This window comes from Streptomyces sp. NBC_00414 (genome assembly GCF_036038375.1).
Taxonomy (GTDB): Bacteria; Actinomycetota; Actinomycetes; order Streptomycetales; family Streptomycetaceae; genus Streptomyces.
Genome location: NZ_CP107935.1, coordinates 1,983,041 through 1,999,770, shown reverse-complemented (window position 1 = coordinate 1,999,770; position 16,730 = coordinate 1,983,041). Strand labels below are relative to the sequence as shown.

Genomic DNA, 16,730 nt, shown 5'->3' with positions numbered 1-16,730 from the left:
CCATGACGATGACGACGACCGTACGCATCCCCGCGGGCTGGCCCACCACCGAGGAGCGGGCCCGGGCCGTGCAGGACGAGTTGCGGGGGCGGGTGGTCCTCGACGAGCCGGGCCCGCCGCCGGGAACCGGCCGGGTCACCGGGGTCGACGTGGCCTACGACGACGAGCGCGACGTCGTCGTGGCCGCGGCCGTGGTGCTGGACTCGGCGACCCTCGACGTGGTCGCCGAGTCCACGGCCGTCGGCCGGGTGCCCTTCCCGTACGTTCCCGGCCTGCTCGCCTTCCGGGAGATCCCGGCCGTGCTGGCCGCCCTCGAAGCACTGCCGTGCGCACCGGGCCTGGTGGTCTGCGACGGCTACGGTCTCGCCCACCCCCGCCGCTTCGGCCTGGCCAGCCACCTCGGCGTCCTCACCGGCCTCCCGACGATCGGGGTCGCCAAGAACCCGTTCACGTTCACGTACGAGGAACCGGGCACCCCGCGCGGATCCTCGTCCCCGCTGCTCGCGGGCGAGGAGGAGGTCGGCCGGGCGCTGCGCACCCAGGCGGGGGTCAAGCCGGTGTTCGTCTCGGTCGGCCACCGGGTGACGCCGGAGACCGCCTGCGCCCACACCCTCCACCTCGCGCCGCGCTTCCGCCTGCCGGAGACGACCCGGCACTCGGACGCGCTGTGCCGCCGGGCGTTGAAGGCGACGACGGCGTGAACGCGCCCCGCACGGCGGCCCCGGCCCCTGCGCGGGGCGCTCGAACCGGGGTCCTGAGTACGGCTTCTGAGTACCTGTTCTGAGTATCCGTACGGATGCCGGGGTCATGCCGTGATCGGCAGGCTTGGCCGCATGACGACACACCGTGCTCCCAAGCCCGCCGCAGGCCCCGGCCGGCCCGTAGAGCGTGCCGTGCTGGCCGGGCTCGCCCTGGCGGTCCTGGCCGGGGTCGCCTGGACAGCCGGGATGATCTACACGGTCATGGAGTGGCCGTTCTGAGCAGTTCCTCGCGCCCGATGACATCGGCCCTCGTGGCCGGCACCGTGCAGGCGTAGGCCCCGGCGATCGCGCCGAAGAGCCCGCACCGCTCGGGCGGTTCACCCGTCAGCCGCCCGAAGAGATAGCCCGCCGCGAAGGCGTCCCCGGCCCCGTTCGAGTCGACGACCGGCGCGGACGGTGTGACGGGCGGGATGTGCGTCAGCTCGCCGTCGAGCAGCTGGTACGCGCCCTCGGCGCCGCCCGTCGCGACGACCACCTCGGCCCGGCCCCGCCCGGCGATCCGCCGCATGGTCTTCTCGGGGTCCGCCAGCGCAGCCGTCGACAGGAAGACGATGTCGGCCTCGTACGCGAACTGTTCCTGGTAGGCCTGCGTGCCGTCCCAGTTGTGCAGGTCGGTCGAGACGGTCACCCCCGTCTCCCGCAGCACGGGGAGGGCGTGCGCGCAGGGCTGGGTGATGGAGACATGGACGTGGCGGCTCACCGCGGCGAGGGCCCGTACGGTCTCCGGGGGCAGCCGGTCGTCGTCGTGTCCGCGCGTGCTGTCGTAGAGCGACAGCCGCCGTCCGTCCGGCCCCACGAGGTTCACGGCACGCTTGGTGCCGGCCGGCTGGGGGACCTCGGTGAGCGGGACGCCCCGGTCGCGGTGCAGGGCCCGGACCAGATCACCGTGATGATCGGCGCCGAGCATGTCGAGATGGTGCGTACGCAGCCCCAGTCCGTGCACCCCGAGCGCCACGAAGTCCCCGGTCTGCCCGGCCCGCGCCTCGATCGCGGGCACCATATGACTGTCGGCACAGGGCACCGGCAACGCGGGCACGTACACGATGGTGTCGACCCCGGCACCCCCGAGGACAAGCACGTCGATGGCAGAACTCACAACTGCTCCTGCTTTCTCGGCCTTCAGAGACCTTCGCCTTCAGGGCACGAGGACCCGCGCTTCTTGCGGGCGCGGGGAACGGCGCACCCAGCCCCGACGCTGCCGCACGATTCATCGGCCCCGGACCACGCTTGCTTTTTAGGGGCGCGGGGAACGGCGCACCCAGCCCCCGACTGAGCCGCACCATCCATCCGCCCCCGCCCCCGCCCCCGCCCCCGCCCCCGCCCCCGCCCACACCGCACCGCACCGCACCGACAGCGGAGCGTCACCGCGTGGCGGCGACCCGGAACATGATCCCCGCCCGCCGCAGCCGCGGAATCAGCGCATCCCCCATGGCGACAGCCGTCGTCACCTGCCCCGAGGTCACAGGGAGCTCGTCGAAGACGAGACACATCGCGGACTCGGCCAGCATCTTCGCGGTGTCCCCGTACCCGGGATCCCCGCCGGCCACCTCGGTGAAGACCCTCTTCCCACCGCCCTCACCGACGAACCGCACCGAGAACCAGCTGGCGGCCCGCTTCTCCTCGCCAGGACCCTCGCCCGGCGCGAACCGCCCCGACAGCCAGCGCCGCACGGGCGGCACCTGCGCCGCCACGAAGAGCGCCCCGGCCCCGGCCACCCCGCCCACGGCCGACGGCAGCGTCTCGACCGCCGCGTAGTGCCGGTAACGGAAGTCGGGCCCGTACCGCTCCAGCGCCCGCGCGGACCGCTGCACGATCTGCGCGTCGATGGTCGGAAGCGGCAGCGCCCACGCTCCGAGTTCCTTCGCGTAGCGCGGGGCGCCCGAAGGCGCGTACGCCCGGCGCCCGACCAGGCGCGGCTCGTGCCGCCTGCGGTCGCGCGCGGCGGCGATCATGTGCCGTCCGCGAGCGAACTGGCCGAGGGCGGAGGCGAAGGTGCCGCCCGAGAACATCGCCTCGACCCGCACGAAGCCGTCCACCGTCAACGGCACCCCTTCGGGCAGCTGCCGCACGGTGAAATAGGCGCCCAGGTCGTGCGGGACCGAGTCGAAGCCGGCGGCGTGGACCAGCCGGGCGCCGGTCTCACGCGCGCGTGCGTCGTGCCGTACGTACATGAGGTCCACGAACTCGGGCTCTCCGCAGAGGTCCAGGTAGTCGGTGCCGGCGTCCGCGCAGGCGGCGACCAGGCCCTCGCCGTACTCCACGTAGGGGCCGACGGTCGTGGCCACCACGCGCGCGTGCTCCGCGAGTTCCCGCAGGGAGGCCGGATCGGTGACATCGGCCCGCAGCACGGGCAGCTCCGCGCAGGCGGGATCGATGGCCGCCAGACGGTCCCGCAGCCGGTCCAGCTTCGTGGTGTCGCGGGCCGCGATCGCCCAGCGCAGTCCCTGGGGGGCGTGCGCGGCGAGGTACTCCGCGGTGAGCCTTCCGACGAACCCCGTGGCCCCGAAGAGCACGATGTCGTACGCGCGCTCGGTCCTGTCCTGCCCGCTCATGGCACCTCTCAGCCGTCCAGCCCGCGCCGTTGTCGGTGGCCGAGGCTAGCGTGCGACAGGAGGAAACGGACCAGGGCCCCGTCGCCGGGCTTCCACAGGGGCTTCCAAATTGACTGAGCGCTTGCTCGCCAGGGGCTTGTGCGAAGTGGAACGTGTTCTTAACATCACTGATGTTACATCAGTTGTGTCACAGTGCTGGGGGCTTGATGACAGCGGCGGCAGCGGCAGGAACGGCGGGGCACGGCCCGCTGGCCGGGGTGCGCGTGGTCGAGCTGGCGGGCATCGGGCCCGGCCCGTTCGCCGCCATGCTCCTGGCCGATCTGGGCGCGGACGTCGTCCGCGTGGACCGGCCGGGCGGCGGGGGACTCGGGATCGACCCCGCGTACGACGTCACCAACCGCAACAAGCGCTCGGTGATCGTCGACCTCAAGGCGTCCGACGGCGCGGAGCGTGTCCTCGCCCTGGCCGAGCGGGCCGACATCCTCGTCGAGGGCTTCCGCCCGGGCGTCGCCGAGCGCCTCGGCATCGGGCCCGAGGCCTGCCACGCCCGCAATCCGGGACTCGTCTACGGGCGGATGACCGGCTGGGGCCAGGAAGGGCCGCTCGCCCCGCGCGCCGGGCACGACATCGCGTACATCGCGCTGACCGGGACCCTCGGCATGATCGGTGCCCCGGACGGGCCGCCGGCCGTCCCCGCGAACCTCCTCGGGGACTACGCGGGCGGCTCGCTGTACCTCGTCGTCGGTGTTCTCGCCGCCCTCCACCACGCGCGCGCCACCGGCGCGGGACAGGTCGTGGACGCGGCGATCGTGGACGGCACCGCCCACCTCTCCGCCATGATCCACGGCATGCTTGCCGCGGGCGGCTGGCAGGACCGGCGCGGTGCCAACCTCCTCGACGGCGGCTGCCCGTACTACGGCACGTACGAGACGGCCGACGGCGGGTACATGGCGGTCGGCGCGCTGGAAGGGCAGTTCTACGAGGAGTTCACCGGGCTGCTGGGCCTCGGGGAGTACGCCTCCGCGCGCAAGGACCTGTCCCGCTGGGGCGAGCTGCGCGAGGCGGTCGCGGCCCGCTTCAGAACCCGTACGCGCGACGAGTGGACCGCGGTCTTCGCGGGCTCCGACGCGTGCGTGGCGCCCGTTCTGTCGCTGCGCGAGGCGCCGGACCACCCGCATCTCGCGGCCCGCGGCACCTTCACCGACCACGGCGGCATCACCCAGCCCGCCCCCGCGCCCCGGTTCTCCGCCACCCCGACCACCGTCCGCGGCGGGCCCGCCCTCCCGGGCACCGACACCGCGGACGTGGCCCGCGACTGGGACGTACCGGACCTCCTGAAGGACTCACCCGAACCGACGCGCACCCCCGAACCGAAACCGACGGGCTCCCCCGAACCGAAGGGCACCCCCGCATGAAGCGGCAGATCTTCACGCCCGACCACGAGGCGTTCCGCGAGACCGTCCGCACCTTCCTCGCGAAGGAGGTGCTCCCGCACTACGAGCAGTGGGAGAAGGACGGCATCGTCTCGCGCGAGGCGTGGCTCGCGGCCGGCCGGCAGGGGCTGCTCGGTCTCGCCGTCCCAGAGGAGTACGGGGGCGGCGGCAACGCCGACTTCCGCTACAGCGCGGCGCTCGCCGAGGAGTTCACCCGCGCCGGAGCCGCCGGGCTGGCCCTTGGACTGCACAACGACATCATCGGGCCCTATCTGACCGGCCTCGGCACCGAGGAGCAGAAGCGGCGCTGGCTGCCCGGCTTCTGCGACGGCTCCCTGATCACCGCCATCGCGATGACCGAGCCCGGCGCCGGTTCGGACCTCCAGGGCATCAGGACGCACGCTGAGGACCGCGGCGACCACTGGCTGCTCAACGGCTCGAAGACCTTCATCTCCAACGGGATCCTGGCCGACCTCGTGATCGTCGTCGCGAGGACGACCCCCGAGGGAGGTGCGAAGGGCCTCTCCCTGCTGGTCGTCGAGCGCGGTACGGAGGGCTTCGAGCGCGGCCGCAACCTCGACAAGATCGGCCAGAAGGCCCAGGACACCGCCGAGCTGTTCTTCCACGACGTACGCGTCCCGAAGGAGAACCTCCTCGGCGAGCTCAACGGCGCCTTCGTGCACCTGATGACGAACCTCGCGCAGGAGCGGATGGGGATCGCCGTCGCCGGGATCGCCGCCGCCGAATACCTGCTGGAGATCACCACCGAGTACGTCAAGGAGCGCGAGGCCTTCGGACGGCCGCTGGCCAAGCTCCAGCACATCCGCTTCGAGATAGCCGAGATGGCCACCGAGTGCGCCGTCACCCGGACGTTCGTCGACCGGTGCATCGTCGACCACACGGCGGGCGAACTCGACGCGGTGCACGCCTCGATGGCCAAGTGGTGGGCCACCGAACTGCAGAAGCGCGTCGCGGACCGCTGCCTCCAACTGCACGGCGGCTACGGCTATATGACGGAGTACCGCGTCGCCAGGGCTTTCACCGACGGCCGCATCCAGACCATCTACGGCGGGACGACCGAGATCATGAAGGAGATCATCGGCCGTTCCCTGCTCGGCTGACCTTCCCAGTCCCCCCGGGCTCCTCCCGAAAGGCTCAAGAGTGACCACCGAAGCGTACGTGTACGACGCGATCCGCACCCCGCGCGGCCGCGGCAAGGCGAACGGCGCCCTGCACGGCACCAAGCCCGTCGACCTGGTCGTCGGACTCATCCACGAGATCCGGGCCCGCTTCCCCGGACTCGACCCGGCCGCCATCGACGACATCGTGCTCGGTGTCGTCGGACCGGTCGGCGACCAGGGCTCCGACATCGCCCGCATCTCGGCCATCGCCGCCGGACTGCCGGACACCGTGGCCGGCGTCCAGGAGAACCGCTTCTGTGCGTCGGGCCTGGAAGCCGTCAACACGGCCGCCATGAAGGTCCGTTCGGGCTGGGAGGACCTCGTCCTCGCGGGCGGTGTCGAGTCGATGTCCCGGGTGCCGATGGCCTCCGACGGCGGCGCCTGGTTCGCCGACCCCATGACCAACATCGCCACCGACTTCGTACCCCAGGGCATCGGCGCCGACCTCATCGCCACCATCGAGGGCTTCTCCCGCCGGGACGTCGACGAGTACGCGGCGCTGTCCCAGGAGCGTGCCGCGGAGGCCGCGAAGGACGGCCGCTTCGGTCGCTCGGTCGTCCCCGTGAAGGACCGCAACGGACTCGTCGTCCTCGACCACGACGAGCACCCGCGCCCCGGCACCACCGCCGACTCGCTGGGCAGGCTGAAGCCGTCGTTCGCCGACATCGGCGACCTGGGCGGCTTCGACGCCGTGGCGCTGCAGAAGTACCACTGGGTGGAGAAGATCGACCACGTCCACCACGCCGGCAACTCCTCCGGGATCGTGGACGGCGCCTCACTGGTCGCCGTCGGCTCCAAGGAGGTCGGCGAGCGGTACGGGATCACCCCGCGCGCGCGGATCGTCTCCGCGGCCGTCTCCGGCTCCGAGCCGACCATCATGCTGACCGGGCCCGCCCCCGCCACCCGCAAGGCCCTCGCCAAGGCCGGGCTGACCATCGACGACATCGACCTCGTCGAGATCAACGAGGCCTTCGCCGCGGTCGTCCTGCGGTTCGCCCGCGACATGGGCCTGTCCCTGGACAAGGTCAACGTCAACGGCGGCGCGATCGCCCTCGGTCACCCGCTCGGCGCGACCGGCGCGATGATCCTCGGCACGCTCGTCGACGAACTGGAGCGCCAGGACAAGCGGTTCGGCCTCGCCACGCTCTGCGTCGGCGGCGGCATGGGCATCGCGACGATCGTCGAGCGCCTGTAGGCACGCGAGCCCGTCCTTCCCTCGCCGGACGCAGGCCGGTTCGGCACCCACCGGACCACCCCTTCGGGCTTCTCGCCGTCGCGGCGGACAAGACTTTGACATCTACGGAGACCTCCAGATGACCGAGAGCACCACCATCCGCTGGGAACAGGACGAGACCGGTGTCGTCACCCTGGTCCTCGACGACCCCAGCCAGTCCGCGAACACCATGAACCAGGCGTTCCGCGCGTCGCTCACCGCGATCGCCGACCGCCTGGAAGCCGAGGTGCGGGCCGACCCCGCGTCCGTCCGCGGCATCGTCTTCACCTCCGCCAAGAAGACCTTCTTCGCGGGCGGCGACCTGCGGGACCTCATCCGGGTCACGCCCGGGACCGCCCAGCAGCTCCTCGACGGCGGCCTCGCCATCAAGCGCGACCTGCGCCGCATCGAGACCCTCGGCAAGCCCGTCGTCGCCGCCATGAACGGCGCGGCCCTGGGCGGCGGTTACGAGATCGCGCTCGCCTGTCACCACCGGGTCGCCCTCGACGCGCCCGGCTCCAAGATCGGCTGCCCCGAGGTCACACTCGGTCTGCTGCCCGGAGGCGGCGGCGTCGTCAGGACCGTACGCCTCCTCGGCATCGCCGACGCGCTCCTCAAGGTGCTTCTCCAGGGCACCCAGTACAGCCCGCGGCGCGCCCTGGAGAACGGCCTCGTCCACGAAGTGGCGGCCACCCGGGAGGAGATGCTCGCCAAGGCCCGCGCCTTCATCGACGCCAACCCCGAGTCGAGCCAGCCCTGGGACAAGCCCGGCTACCGCATCCCGGGCGGCACCCCGTCCAGCCCGAAGTTCGCGGCGAACCTGCCCGCCTTCCCCGCCAACCTGCGCAAGCAGACCGGCGGCGCGCCCTACCCGGCGCCGCGCAACATCCTCGCCGCCGCCGTCGAGGGCTCCCAGGTCGACTTCGAGACCGCGCAGGTCATCGAGGCGCGCTACTTCGTGGAACTGGCCGCCGGTCAGACCTCCAAGAACATGATCCAGGCCTTCTTCTTCGACCTTCAGGCCGTCAACTCCGGCGCCAACCGCCCCAAGGGCGTAGAGCCCCGCCAGGTCCGCAAGGTCGCCGTTCTCGGCGCCGGGATGATGGGCGCGGGCATCGCGTACTCCTGCGCCCGCGCGGGCATCGACGTCGTCCTCAAGGACGTGTCCGCCGAAGCCGCGGCCAAGGGCAAGAACTACTCCGAGAAGCTCTGCGCCAAGGCCGTCGCCCGCGGCCGTACGAGCCAGGAGAAGGCGGACGAGCTGCTCGCCCGCATCACGCCCACCGCGGACCCGCAGGACGTGGCGGGCTGCGACGCCGTCATCGAGGCCGTCTTCGAGGACCCGGCGCTCAAGCACAAGGTGTTCCAGGAGATCCAGCACCTCGTCGAGCCGGACGCGCTGCTCTGCTCCAACACCTCTACCCTGCCGATCACCGCGCTCGCCGAAGGCGTCGAGCGGCAGGCCGACTTCGTGGGACTGCACTTCTTCTCACCCGTCGACAAGATGCCGCTCGTCGAGATCATCAAGGGCGAGGGCACCGGCGACGAGGCCCTCGCGCGCGCCTTCGACCTCGTACGGCAGATCAGGAAGACCCCGATCGTCGTCAACGACTCGCGCGGGTTCTTCACCTCCCGGGTCATCGGGCACTTCATCAACGAGGGCGTGGCGATGGTCGGCGAGGGCATCGAGCCCGCCTCCGTCGAGCAGGCCGCCGCCCAGGCCGGCTACCCGGCCAAGGTCCTCTCCCTGATGGACGAGCTGACGCTCACCCTGCCCCGCAAGATCCGCGCCGAGTCGAAGCGGGCTGTCGAGGAGGCGGGCGGCACCTGGGTGACGCACCCCGCCGATGTCGTCATCGACCGCATGGTCGACGAGTTCGGCCGCACCGGACGCAGCGGCGGTGCGGGCTTCTACGAGTACGTCGACGGCAAGCGCGCCGCGCTGTGGCCCGGACTGCGGGAGCACTTCACCCGCGAGGGGACGGAGATCCCGTTCGAAGACATGCAGGAGCGCATGCTCTTCTCCGAGGCGCTGGACACCGTCCGCCTCCTGGAGGAGGGCGTCCTGACCTCGGTCGCCGACGCCAACATCGGGTCCGTCTTCGGGATCGGCTTCCCCGGCTGGACGGGCGGTGTCCTGCAGTACATCAACGGATACGAGGCCCGTGACGGGTCGAGCGCCGGGCCGGCCGCGTTCGTGGCCCGCGCGCGGGAGCTCTCCGAGCGGTACGGGGAGCGGTTCGCGCCGCCGGCGCTGCTTGTCGCGAAGGCGGAGGAGGGCGAGCGGTTCAGCGACCGCTGACGGGCCCTCAGGGAGGGGCGTTGTCGTCTGCGGCGCCGCGGACGAACATGGGCCGAGTACCGCTCAGTGGTACGCCACTCTTGCCCCCGTGGGGCGGTTCCCCGACGCTGACCGGCGACCGGTCCCCGTCCCCACGAGGAGCCAACGATGGGTCGCCGCCCCGCCCCCGCCCTGCTCGACATCCTGCGCGGCGAGGGCGTGGACCGCGTCTTCGGCAACCCCGGCACCACCGAACTGCCGTTCCTGGCAGCCCTCGCGGACACCGAACAGGCCCCGGAGTACGTCCTCGGTGTCCACGAGGGCGCGGTCGTCTCCATGGCGGACGGATACGCCCGCGCCACCCGCAGGCCCGCCTTCGTCACCCTGCACATCGCGGCGGGTCTCGCCAACGGACTCATCGGCCTGCTCAACGCCCGCCGCTCGCGCACCCCGCTCGTGGTGATGGCCGGACAGCAGGACCGCCGCCACCTCCAGCAGGACCCCATGCTCAGCGGCGACCTCGTCGCGCTCGCCACGCCCGCCGTGAAGGCCGCGTACGACATCCAGCACGCCCGCGACCTGCCGCTCGCGCTGCGCCGCGCCTTCGCGCTCGCCGTACGGCCGCCCGCCGGGCCCGTGTTCGTGTCCGTGCCCATGGACCTGCTCACCGAGGACACGGAGGTCGAGGTCCCGGCCCGTACGCCATCGCCCAGACCCGCGCCGGCCGGTGGGATCGACCGGGCCGCCGTCCTGCTCGGCGGCGGGGCGCGGCCCGTGATCGTCGCGGGGGACGGCGTGGGCCGCGAGGACGCCACGGCCGCGCTCGTCCGCACCGCCGAGGCCTGCGGGGCGCCCGTGCACCACCAGCCGATGGCGGACTTCCTGAACTTCCCGACCACGCACCCCCTGTACGCGGGGATGCTGCCCCCGCGCCACGACGCGATCCGGGCCGCCCTCGACCCGTACGACACCGTGTTCATCGTGGGAGCGCACGCCTTCACTCCCCACCACTACACTCCGGGCCCCGCGCTGCCGCCCGGCGTCACCGTCGTCCAGCTCGACTCGGACCCGGACGAGACCGGCCGGAACTTCCCCGCGGACCACGGGCTCGTGGGCGCGCTCGGGCCCTCCCTCGACCGGCTCGCCGAGCTGCTGCCCGAGCGGATACCCGCGCACACGGCGAAGACCAGAGTGCTGCGCGCCGGCGACCGTCACACGGCCGAACGCGACCGTACGGAGGCCGCCGCGCGCGCCGCGTACTCCCCGGCGCCCCTGGCTCCCTGGGCCGCCGCCCACGCGGTGGCGCGCGGCCTGCCGCCCGGCACGGCCGTGGTCGAAGAGGCCATCACCGTGGGCCTGTTGCTCCGCAGACTCGTCCGCCTGGAACAGCCGGGCAGCTATACGCACACCGTCGGCGGCGGTCTCGGCTGGGGGATCGGCGCGGCGGTCGGCCGGGCCCTGGCCGAACCGGGCCGGCCCGTGGTCGCCGTCCTCGGCGACGGCTGCGCCCTCTTCGGCCTCCAGGGCCTGTGGAGCGCGGCACGGTACGCGGCCCCCGTGCTGTTCGTCGTGATGAGCAACGGCGCCTACCGCACCCTCCAGGACACCTACGAGGCGAGAGGCGGCACCGGGATCTGCCCGGGCACCGAACTGGGGCCGCTCGACTTCACCCGGGCGGCCCGGTTCTTCGGAGTCGACGCCGTGCGCGCGGGGAGCGCCGAACAACTGCGTGAACTCGTCGCGGCCGCCGGTGAATTGACCCGTCCGATGCTCGTCGACGTACCCCTGCGGTAGATGCGGGCGAGTCGGCAAGACCGCCGCGTGACACCGCACCCCTCGTCCCGATCCGGGCCGCCGACTACTCACAGGGACGCGCACCTTGTCACCTGCCTGCCGGGGCCCGACCATCGGTCCATGACGGACGGTCAGGTGCCGAAGTCGGTGCTCGCGCGCGGTGCGGCGCTGCTGCGTGCCTGCGGCGAGTCGGAGGGCTCGCATAGCCTGGCCGAGCTGTCGCTGCGCACGGGTCTCGCCAAGCCGACCGCACACCGGCTGCTGGCCGAGCTGGTCCGGCTGGGACTCGTGGAGCGTGCCCCGGACGGCCGTTACCGCATCGGGCTCGCGCTCTTCGTCCTCGGTCAGTCGGCGCCGTCCGCGCGCGAACTGCGGGACGTCGCACTGCCGTTCCTGGGCGACCTGTACGCGGCGACGGGGGAGAACGTGCACCTGGCCGTCCCCGACGGGCCCGACACGCTCTTCCTGGAGAAGCTCACCGGCCGCCGCGCCACGCCGATCGTGTCGCGCACCGGAGGCCGGCTGCCCGCCCACTGCACCGCCACGGGGAAGGTCTTCCTGGCCCACGACCCCCGGCCGCCCGGCCCGTCCCTGTTGCGCCTCACGCCGCGCACCCTTGTCCTGCCCGGCCAGCTCGCCCGTGACCTGGCACGCACCCGGGCCCGCGGTTTCGGCGTCAACCTGGAGGAGGCGGAGGTCGGTATCTCGGCCGTGGCGGCCCCGGTCTACGCCCAGGACGCCCGTCCCGTCGCCGCCCTCTCCGTGACCGGCGGCACCCGCCGCCTCGACGTGGACCGCGTCGGCGCACGGGTGTGCGCGGCGGCCCGCGCGCTGACACGGGAGCTGTCCGCTTGACGGACGGGCCGGTTGGCGAGCGGGCCGGTTGACGAACGGTTCGGTCGGACGCGAGAGCGTCAACTCCCTGGCGCCACAGGCCCGTCGCCCCGCGCGTCCGTCTTCAGGTCTGCCTCCGGGCCCGCCTTGGTGTTCGTCCCGGACTGCATCGCCGCCGCCAGCTCGTGCTCGGTGAGCCGCCCGCCGCTCACCTCCGCGGTGATCCGCCCCCGCACGAAGACCAGTACACGGTCGCAGACCTCCGTCAGTTCGGCCAGGTCGGTCGACGCGACCAGGACGGCCGCGCCGCCCGCCGCCAACTCCCCGACGATCGCGTGCATCTCGGCCCGCACCCCCACGTCGACACCTCGCGTGGGATCGTCCAAGACGACGATACGAGGGTCAGTGGCCAGCCACTTGGCGAAGACGATCTTCTGCTGGTTGCCGCCGGACAGCCGGGCCACCACATCGTGCGGACCGCCGCGCAGGCGCAGTCGCGCGGTCAAGTCGTCTGCCCGGCGCACCAGTTCGGCACGGGACGGCATGACACCGCCCCGGCCGAGCGCCAGCCAGCTCACCGCCGTGGTGTTCTCCCACACCGTGCGGTCGGTCATCAGCCCGAACCGTTTCCGGTCGCTCGGCACGAAGGCCACCCCCGCCCGGATCGCGTCGCGCAGGGACCGCGGGAGCCCCCGGTCGCCGACACCGACCCGGCCCGCCGAGACGGCCGTGCGCCCGCACACCACAGCCAACGCGTCCAGATGGCCCGCCCCTTGCAGCCCCGCGACTCCCACCACCTCGCCCGCGCGCACGGTGAACGTCACGTCCGTGAGCCGCCCCGGGACACACACCTCGGAGAGCACCACCGGCGGCGGCCCGTCGGCCGGGGCACGTGTACGGCGTACCGGAAGCGGTGGGGTGGCGCCCAGCATCGCCTTCACCAGGTCCGGCACGCCGACCTTCTCCGCCCGCACGCCGGCCAGGGTGACCCGGCCGTCCCGCAGTACCGTCACGCGCTGGGCGAAGCGCATCACCTCCTCCAGGAAGTGGGTGACGTACAGGATCGCCATGCCCCGTCCCGTGAGGGTGCGCAGGACCTGTTCGAGGCGGTCCACGGCGGGGGCCGGCAGCGCGGAGGTCGGCTCGTCGAGGACCAGTACGCGCGGCCGGCGCAGCAGCGCCCGGGCGATCTCCGTCAACTGCTGGTCGGCGAGCGGGAGTTCGCCGAGGAGCGTGTCGGCGTCGACGGCGAGGCCCAGTTCGGCGAGGACCGGCCGGGCCGTGCGGTCCATCGCGCCCCGGTCGAGCAGCCCGAAGCGGCGCGGCGGCCGGTGGGGGAACAGATTCTCCCGGACCGTCAGATCGGGAAAGAGACTCAACTCCTGCGAGACGACGGCGATCCCGCCCTTCCGGGCCTCCTCGGCGAGCCGCACCGATCCCTCGTCCGCCGCCAGGGTCCCCGACAGGATCCGCACGAGAGTCGACTTGCCCGCACCGTTCTCCCCGACCAGCGCGTGCACCTCGCCGCCCCGCAGCAGGATGTCCGCCCCGTCCAGGGCCTTCACCCCGCCGTACGACTTGACGAGGGCCCGTGCGTCCAGCATGTCCCCGCGACTCATCTCAGCGCGCGTCCTTCAACGGCTTGAGCTGCGCCTCCTGGTCACCGAGCAGCTTGTCGATCACCGGCTTGTACCAGTCGTACGCCGCCTCCGGGGACTTCTGCCGTGCGATGACCTCGTCGATGTCGGAGGAGTCCACGACACCGCCGGGGGACAGGAACCAGCCGTCGGGCAGCTTGCCGTCCTTCTCGCGCACCGACTCGATCAGTATCGCCGTGGAGAGGTAGCCCTTGAGGAAGTGCTGGGGGTCGATGGTGACGAAGTTCGAGCCGTCCTTCACCGCGTCGAGGGTCTTGGGGTCGACGTCGAAGCCGGCCGTCAGCCACTTCCCGCCCTTCTCCTTCTTGATCTTCGCGAGGTTGTAGCTGTCGGCGTCCCCGACCCCGAGGAAGGCGAGCGCCTCGGGATGCGCGGCGACCTGCGAGGCCCACGAACTGTGGTTCTGGCCCGGATCGCTGTACGTCTGGAAGGGGCCCAGCACCTTCACGCCCGGCGCCTCCTTCTCGAACGTGTCCGCGATGCCCTTGGCCCGGTTGTCGAGCACCGGTGTCCCGGGGTTGGGCACCCCGACGACGATCTCCCCCTTCGGGTCGTCGCCCAGCCGCTTCAGCGCCTCCTGGGCCATCAGCTCGCCCAGCGCGTAGTTGTCGTTGCCCACGTAGAAGGTGACCTTGCTGCCCTCGGTGGGGGAGGTGTCCAGGGCGACGATCGGAACGCCCTGGTCGACGGCGCGGGCGGCGGGCCGGGTGAAGATCGGCGGGTCGAGGTTCTCCAGGACGATGCCGTCCTCCGCGACGGTGGTGAGGTTCTGGAAGAGCTGCACCTCGGCCGGACCGTCCGTGTTGGGCGGCCCGACGGCCTTGAAGTTCACCTTCCCCGCGTGGTCGGCGGCGCTCTCGGCGCCGAGCACCATCTCGTGCGCGAAGTTGAGACTGATGTTGGCCACCGCGATGCCCATGTCGAGTTCGCCGCCGCCCTTTCCTCCGGATTCGTCGTCGTTGCCGCATCCGGTGGCGCAGAGCAGCACCAGCGCGCCGAGGGCGCCGGACAGGGTACGGAATCGGGGGTGCATCACGGCCTCCAAGGTGCGGTGACGTCAGCGGCCACGGCGGCCACGGCGACGCAGGGCGCTGTCCGCCGCGACCGCGACGAGGATCACCGCGCCGGTGGCGAACGACGTCCAGTTGATGGGTACTTCGAAGAAGACGAGGCCGGACGCGACGACGGACAGGATCAGCGCGCCGGCCACCGCCCCGACGACCGAGCCGCGACCGCCCGCCAGCGGTGTGCCGCCGATGATGCACGCGGCGATGGCCTGCAGCTCGTACCCCTGGCCGAGGGTCGGGTCCCCGGCGCCGTAGTAGGCGAGCGCGAGCGTCGACGCGCAGGCCGTGGTGAGCCCGGACAGCGCGAGTGCCTGAACACGCGTACGGACGACGGGGATTCCGCTGAACGTGGCGGCGTCCGGATTGGACCCGATGGCCCGCACCCGGGCCCCGAAACGGGTGCGGGCGAGCACCACCGTCAGTACGGCCGTCACCGCGAGCAGCACCCAGAGCGCGAACGGCACGCCGCCCGCGTCGCCGCCCGCGAAAGTGAAGAACGAGTCGTCGAGCGGCAGATCGGTGATCTGCTTGCCGTCGGCGAGCGCGAGCCCGACGCCCCGGAACAGCATCAGGGTGCCGAGCGTGACGATGAACGAGGGCAGCGCCAGCAGGGTGGTGACCAGCGCGTTGAAGACACCCAGCGCGGTCCCGGTGAGCAGCACCACCGGCACCGCCAGCCAGGGCGGCACACCCTCCCGCACCAGCAGCGCACCGACGACCAGGCACATCGCGTAACTGCCGCCCACCGACAGGTCGACCTCGCGCATGGCCAGCGCGAAGACCATGCCGCACGCCATCAGCGAGATGTAGACGGAGTTGTGCGCGGTGGTGAGCAGGTTGTCGCTGTCGAGGAAGTCCGGGTACGGGATGCCGATGGCGGCGACGAGAAGCGCGAGGACGACCAGGACGCCGAGTTCGTCGGGGAGCCGGTGCGCGAGCCGGCCCGCCCGCCCGCGCACGGCCGGCAGCCCGAACCGCCGTCCGCCTCCTCCTCCGTCTCCGCCCTGTGCGCGGGCGCGCTCGGCGTCGTCCACGGCACGGTCGGTCTCGGTCATCGGGCACGGCTCCCGAACGCTGGCGGCTGGGTCCGCCCCGCAGCGTCGGGCCACCCGGCGTACGCGGCAACACGGACGTTCCGGCGAATGGAACAGGCCCGCCTCCCCGGGGCCGTTCCGGAGACCGGAAACGCACCCTTGCCGCTCGCCTGACGGGTCATCACACTCGCCGCATGGAGACGCGAACCGCCTTGGTGACCGGCGCGGCACAGGGCCTCGGGCAGGAGTTCGCCGTCGCACTCGCGTGCCGCGGCTACCGGGTCGCGGGACTCGACCTGGTCCCGCAGCGGGAGACGGCCGACCGCATCCTGGACTATGTGGAGCTGGTCGCCGACGTCACGGACGAGACGCAGATCGGCGGGGCCCTGGAGCAGGTGCTCGAACAGTTCGGCACCCTGCACGTCCTGGTCAACAACGCGGGGGTCTACCCCGAGTCGGCCTTCGAGGACATCACGCCCGAGGAGTGGCGGCGGGTGATGCGCGTCAACCTGGAGGCGCCGTTCCTGATGACCCGCGCGGTACTGCCGTACCTCAAGGCGGCGGGCTGGGGCCGCGTCGTGAACATCGCCTCGGCCGCCGTCCTCACCGCCCCGCCGACGATGGTGGCGTACACCGCCTCGAAGGCCGGGCTGATCGGCTTCACCCGCGCGCTCGCCTCGGCGCTCGGGCCGTACGACATCACCGTCAACGCGATCGCGCCGAGCATGGTCCGTACGGAGACCGCCGAGCGCACGGTCGGCGCGGACGGCGGTTTCGAGCACGTCCGCGCCCAGCAGGCCGTCCCCAGAACCCAGGAGCCGTCCGATCTCGTCTCCACCCTGCTGTACGTGGTCGACGAGGGCAGCGGCTTCCTGACCGGCCAGACCCTGAACGTGGCCGGCGGCTCCGCCTACCTGTGAGG

At 72.4% G+C, this 16,730-nt stretch carries 14 protein-coding genes; 9 read left to right on the top strand and 5 right to left on the bottom strand.

All coding sequences use genetic code 11. The annotated features are described in order from the left end of the window. The first annotated feature begins 2 nt into the window (after positions 1–2). Together OHS59_RS08685 and mmpA are read left to right on the top strand one after the other, a co-directional pair. Positions 3–701, top strand: coding sequence for an endonuclease V (locus OHS59_RS08685; RefSeq protein ID WP_328492797.1), 699 nt, complete (start codon positions 3–5; stop codon positions 699–701). Positions 702–833: 132 nt separating this feature from the next. Next, positions 834–980 carry a morphogenic membrane protein MmpA gene (gene mmpA / locus OHS59_RS08680; protein WP_328492796.1) on the top strand — a complete coding sequence of 49 codons (147 nt, stop codon included), beginning with the start codon at positions 834–836 and terminating at the stop codon, positions 978–980. On the opposite strand, the gene OHS59_RS08675 is transcribed toward mmpA, so the two are convergent. Continuing rightward, complete coding sequence (locus tag OHS59_RS08675; RefSeq protein ID WP_328492795.1) at positions 961–1,857, bottom strand: adenosine kinase; 897 nt, start codon at positions 1,855–1,857, stop codon at positions 961–963. The genes mmpA and OHS59_RS08675 overlap by 20 nt on opposite strands. Positions 1,858–2,122: 265 nt before the next feature. Continuing rightward, a complete protein-coding gene (locus tag OHS59_RS08670) occupies positions 2,123–3,313 on the bottom strand; it encodes a saccharopine dehydrogenase family protein (RefSeq protein WP_328492794.1) in 1,191 nt (396 codons plus the stop codon). A gap of 170 nt (positions 3,314–3,483) precedes the next feature. Between OHS59_RS08670 and OHS59_RS08665 the strand changes: the two genes are divergently transcribed. The 6 genes from OHS59_RS08665 to OHS59_RS08640 all read left to right on the top strand — a co-directional run bounded on the left by OHS59_RS08665 (position 3,484) and on the right by OHS59_RS08640 (position 12,070). Continuing rightward, positions 3,484–4,728: a CaiB/BaiF CoA transferase family protein gene (locus OHS59_RS08665; RefSeq protein ID WP_443061405.1), complete on the top strand. Its 1,245-nt coding sequence runs from the start codon at positions 3,484–3,486 to the stop codon at positions 4,726–4,728. Beyond that, positions 4,725–5,867: an acyl-CoA dehydrogenase family protein gene (locus OHS59_RS08660; protein ID WP_328492792.1), complete on the top strand. Its 1,143-nt coding sequence runs from the start codon at positions 4,725–4,727 to the stop codon at positions 5,865–5,867. The genes OHS59_RS08665 and OHS59_RS08660 overlap by 4 nt, the downstream gene beginning before the upstream one ends. A gap of 40 nt (positions 5,868–5,907) precedes the next feature. Further along, positions 5,908–7,122, top strand: a complete 1,215-nt coding sequence (locus tag OHS59_RS08655) for an acetyl-CoA C-acetyltransferase (RefSeq protein ID WP_328492791.1) — start codon at positions 5,908–5,910, stop codon at positions 7,120–7,122. A 118-nt stretch (positions 7,123–7,240) separates the two neighbouring features. Continuing rightward, entirely contained in the window at positions 7,241–9,442 is a 2,202-nt protein-coding gene (locus OHS59_RS08650) for a 3-hydroxyacyl-CoA dehydrogenase NAD-binding domain-containing protein (protein WP_328492790.1), read from the top strand. A gap of 147 nt (positions 9,443–9,589) precedes the next feature. Further along, positions 9,590–11,215: a thiamine pyrophosphate-binding protein gene (locus OHS59_RS08645; RefSeq protein WP_328492789.1), complete on the top strand. Its 1,626-nt coding sequence runs from the start codon at positions 9,590–9,592 to the stop codon at positions 11,213–11,215. Positions 11,216–11,335: 120 nt separating this feature from the next. Further along, positions 11,336–12,070 carry an IclR family transcriptional regulator gene (locus OHS59_RS08640; protein ID WP_328492788.1) on the top strand — a complete coding sequence of 245 codons (735 nt, stop codon included), beginning with the start codon at positions 11,336–11,338 and terminating at the stop codon, positions 12,068–12,070. Positions 12,071–12,129: 59 nt separating this feature from the next. Here OHS59_RS08640 and OHS59_RS08635 read toward each other — a convergent pair whose 3' ends face one another. The 3 genes from OHS59_RS08635 to OHS59_RS08625 are packed head-to-tail and all read right to left on the bottom strand — an operon-like array spanning position 12,130 to position 15,829. Further along, the gene (locus OHS59_RS08635) at positions 12,130–13,668 is read right to left on the bottom strand and encodes a sugar ABC transporter ATP-binding protein (protein ID WP_328492787.1); all 1,539 of its coding nucleotides are present in this window, start codon (positions 13,666–13,668) and stop codon (positions 12,130–12,132) included. Position 13,669: 1 nt separating this feature from the next. Further along, the gene (locus tag OHS59_RS08630) at positions 13,670–14,740 is read right to left on the bottom strand and encodes a sugar ABC transporter substrate-binding protein (protein WP_328499127.1); all 1,071 of its coding nucleotides are present in this window, start codon (positions 14,738–14,740) and stop codon (positions 13,670–13,672) included. A gap of 24 nt (positions 14,741–14,764) precedes the next feature. Further along, entirely contained in the window at positions 14,765–15,829 is a 1,065-nt protein-coding gene (locus tag OHS59_RS08625) for an ABC transporter permease (protein WP_328492786.1), read from the bottom strand. 173 nt (positions 15,830–16,002) lie between these two features. Between OHS59_RS08625 and OHS59_RS08620 the strand changes: the two genes are divergently transcribed. Beyond that, entirely contained in the window at positions 16,003–16,728 is a 726-nt protein-coding gene (locus tag OHS59_RS08620; protein ID WP_328492785.1) for an SDR family NAD(P)-dependent oxidoreductase, read from the top strand. The last annotated feature ends 2 nt before the right edge of the window (positions 16,729–16,730 follow it).

What these genes read in the sequence shown, in the direction of transcription:
- OHS59_RS08660 (WP_328492792.1), top strand. Translation starts at nt 4,725, where the DNA reads ATGAAGCGGCAGATCTTCACGCCCGACCACGAGGCGTTCCGCGAGACC.
- OHS59_RS08645 (WP_328492789.1), top strand. Translation starts at nt 9,590, where the DNA reads ATGGGTCGCCGCCCCGCCCCCGCCCTGCTCGACATCCTGCGCGGCGAG.
- OHS59_RS08625 (WP_328492786.1), bottom strand. Translation starts at nt 15,829, where the DNA reads ATGACCGAGACCGACCGTGCCGTGGACGACGCCGAGCGCGCCCGCGCA.
- OHS59_RS08685 (WP_328492797.1), top strand. Translation starts at nt 3, where the DNA reads ATGACGATGACGACGACCGTACGCATCCCCGCGGGCTGGCCCACCACC.
- OHS59_RS08670 (WP_328492794.1), bottom strand. Translation starts at nt 3,313, where the DNA reads ATGAGCGGGCAGGACAGGACCGAGCGCGCGTACGACATCGTGCTCTTC.
- OHS59_RS08635 (WP_328492787.1), bottom strand. Translation starts at nt 13,668, where the DNA reads ATGAGTCGCGGGGACATGCTGGACGCACGGGCCCTCGTCAAGTCGTAC.
- mmpA (WP_328492796.1), top strand. Translation starts at nt 834, where the DNA reads ATGACGACACACCGTGCTCCCAAGCCCGCCGCAGGCCCCGGCCGGCCC.
- OHS59_RS08640 (WP_328492788.1), top strand. Translation starts at nt 11,336, where the DNA reads ATGACGGACGGTCAGGTGCCGAAGTCGGTGCTCGCGCGCGGTGCGGCG.
- OHS59_RS08650 (WP_328492790.1), top strand. Translation starts at nt 7,241, where the DNA reads ATGACCGAGAGCACCACCATCCGCTGGGAACAGGACGAGACCGGTGTC.
- OHS59_RS08620 (WP_328492785.1), top strand. Translation starts at nt 16,003, where the DNA reads ATGGAGACGCGAACCGCCTTGGTGACCGGCGCGGCACAGGGCCTCGGG.
- OHS59_RS08630 (WP_328499127.1), bottom strand. Translation starts at nt 14,740, where the DNA reads ATGCACCCCCGATTCCGTACCCTGTCCGGCGCCCTCGGCGCGCTGGTG.
- OHS59_RS08665 (WP_443061405.1), top strand. Translation starts at nt 3,484, where the DNA reads ATGTTACATCAGTTGTGTCACAGTGCTGGGGGCTTGATGACAGCGGCG.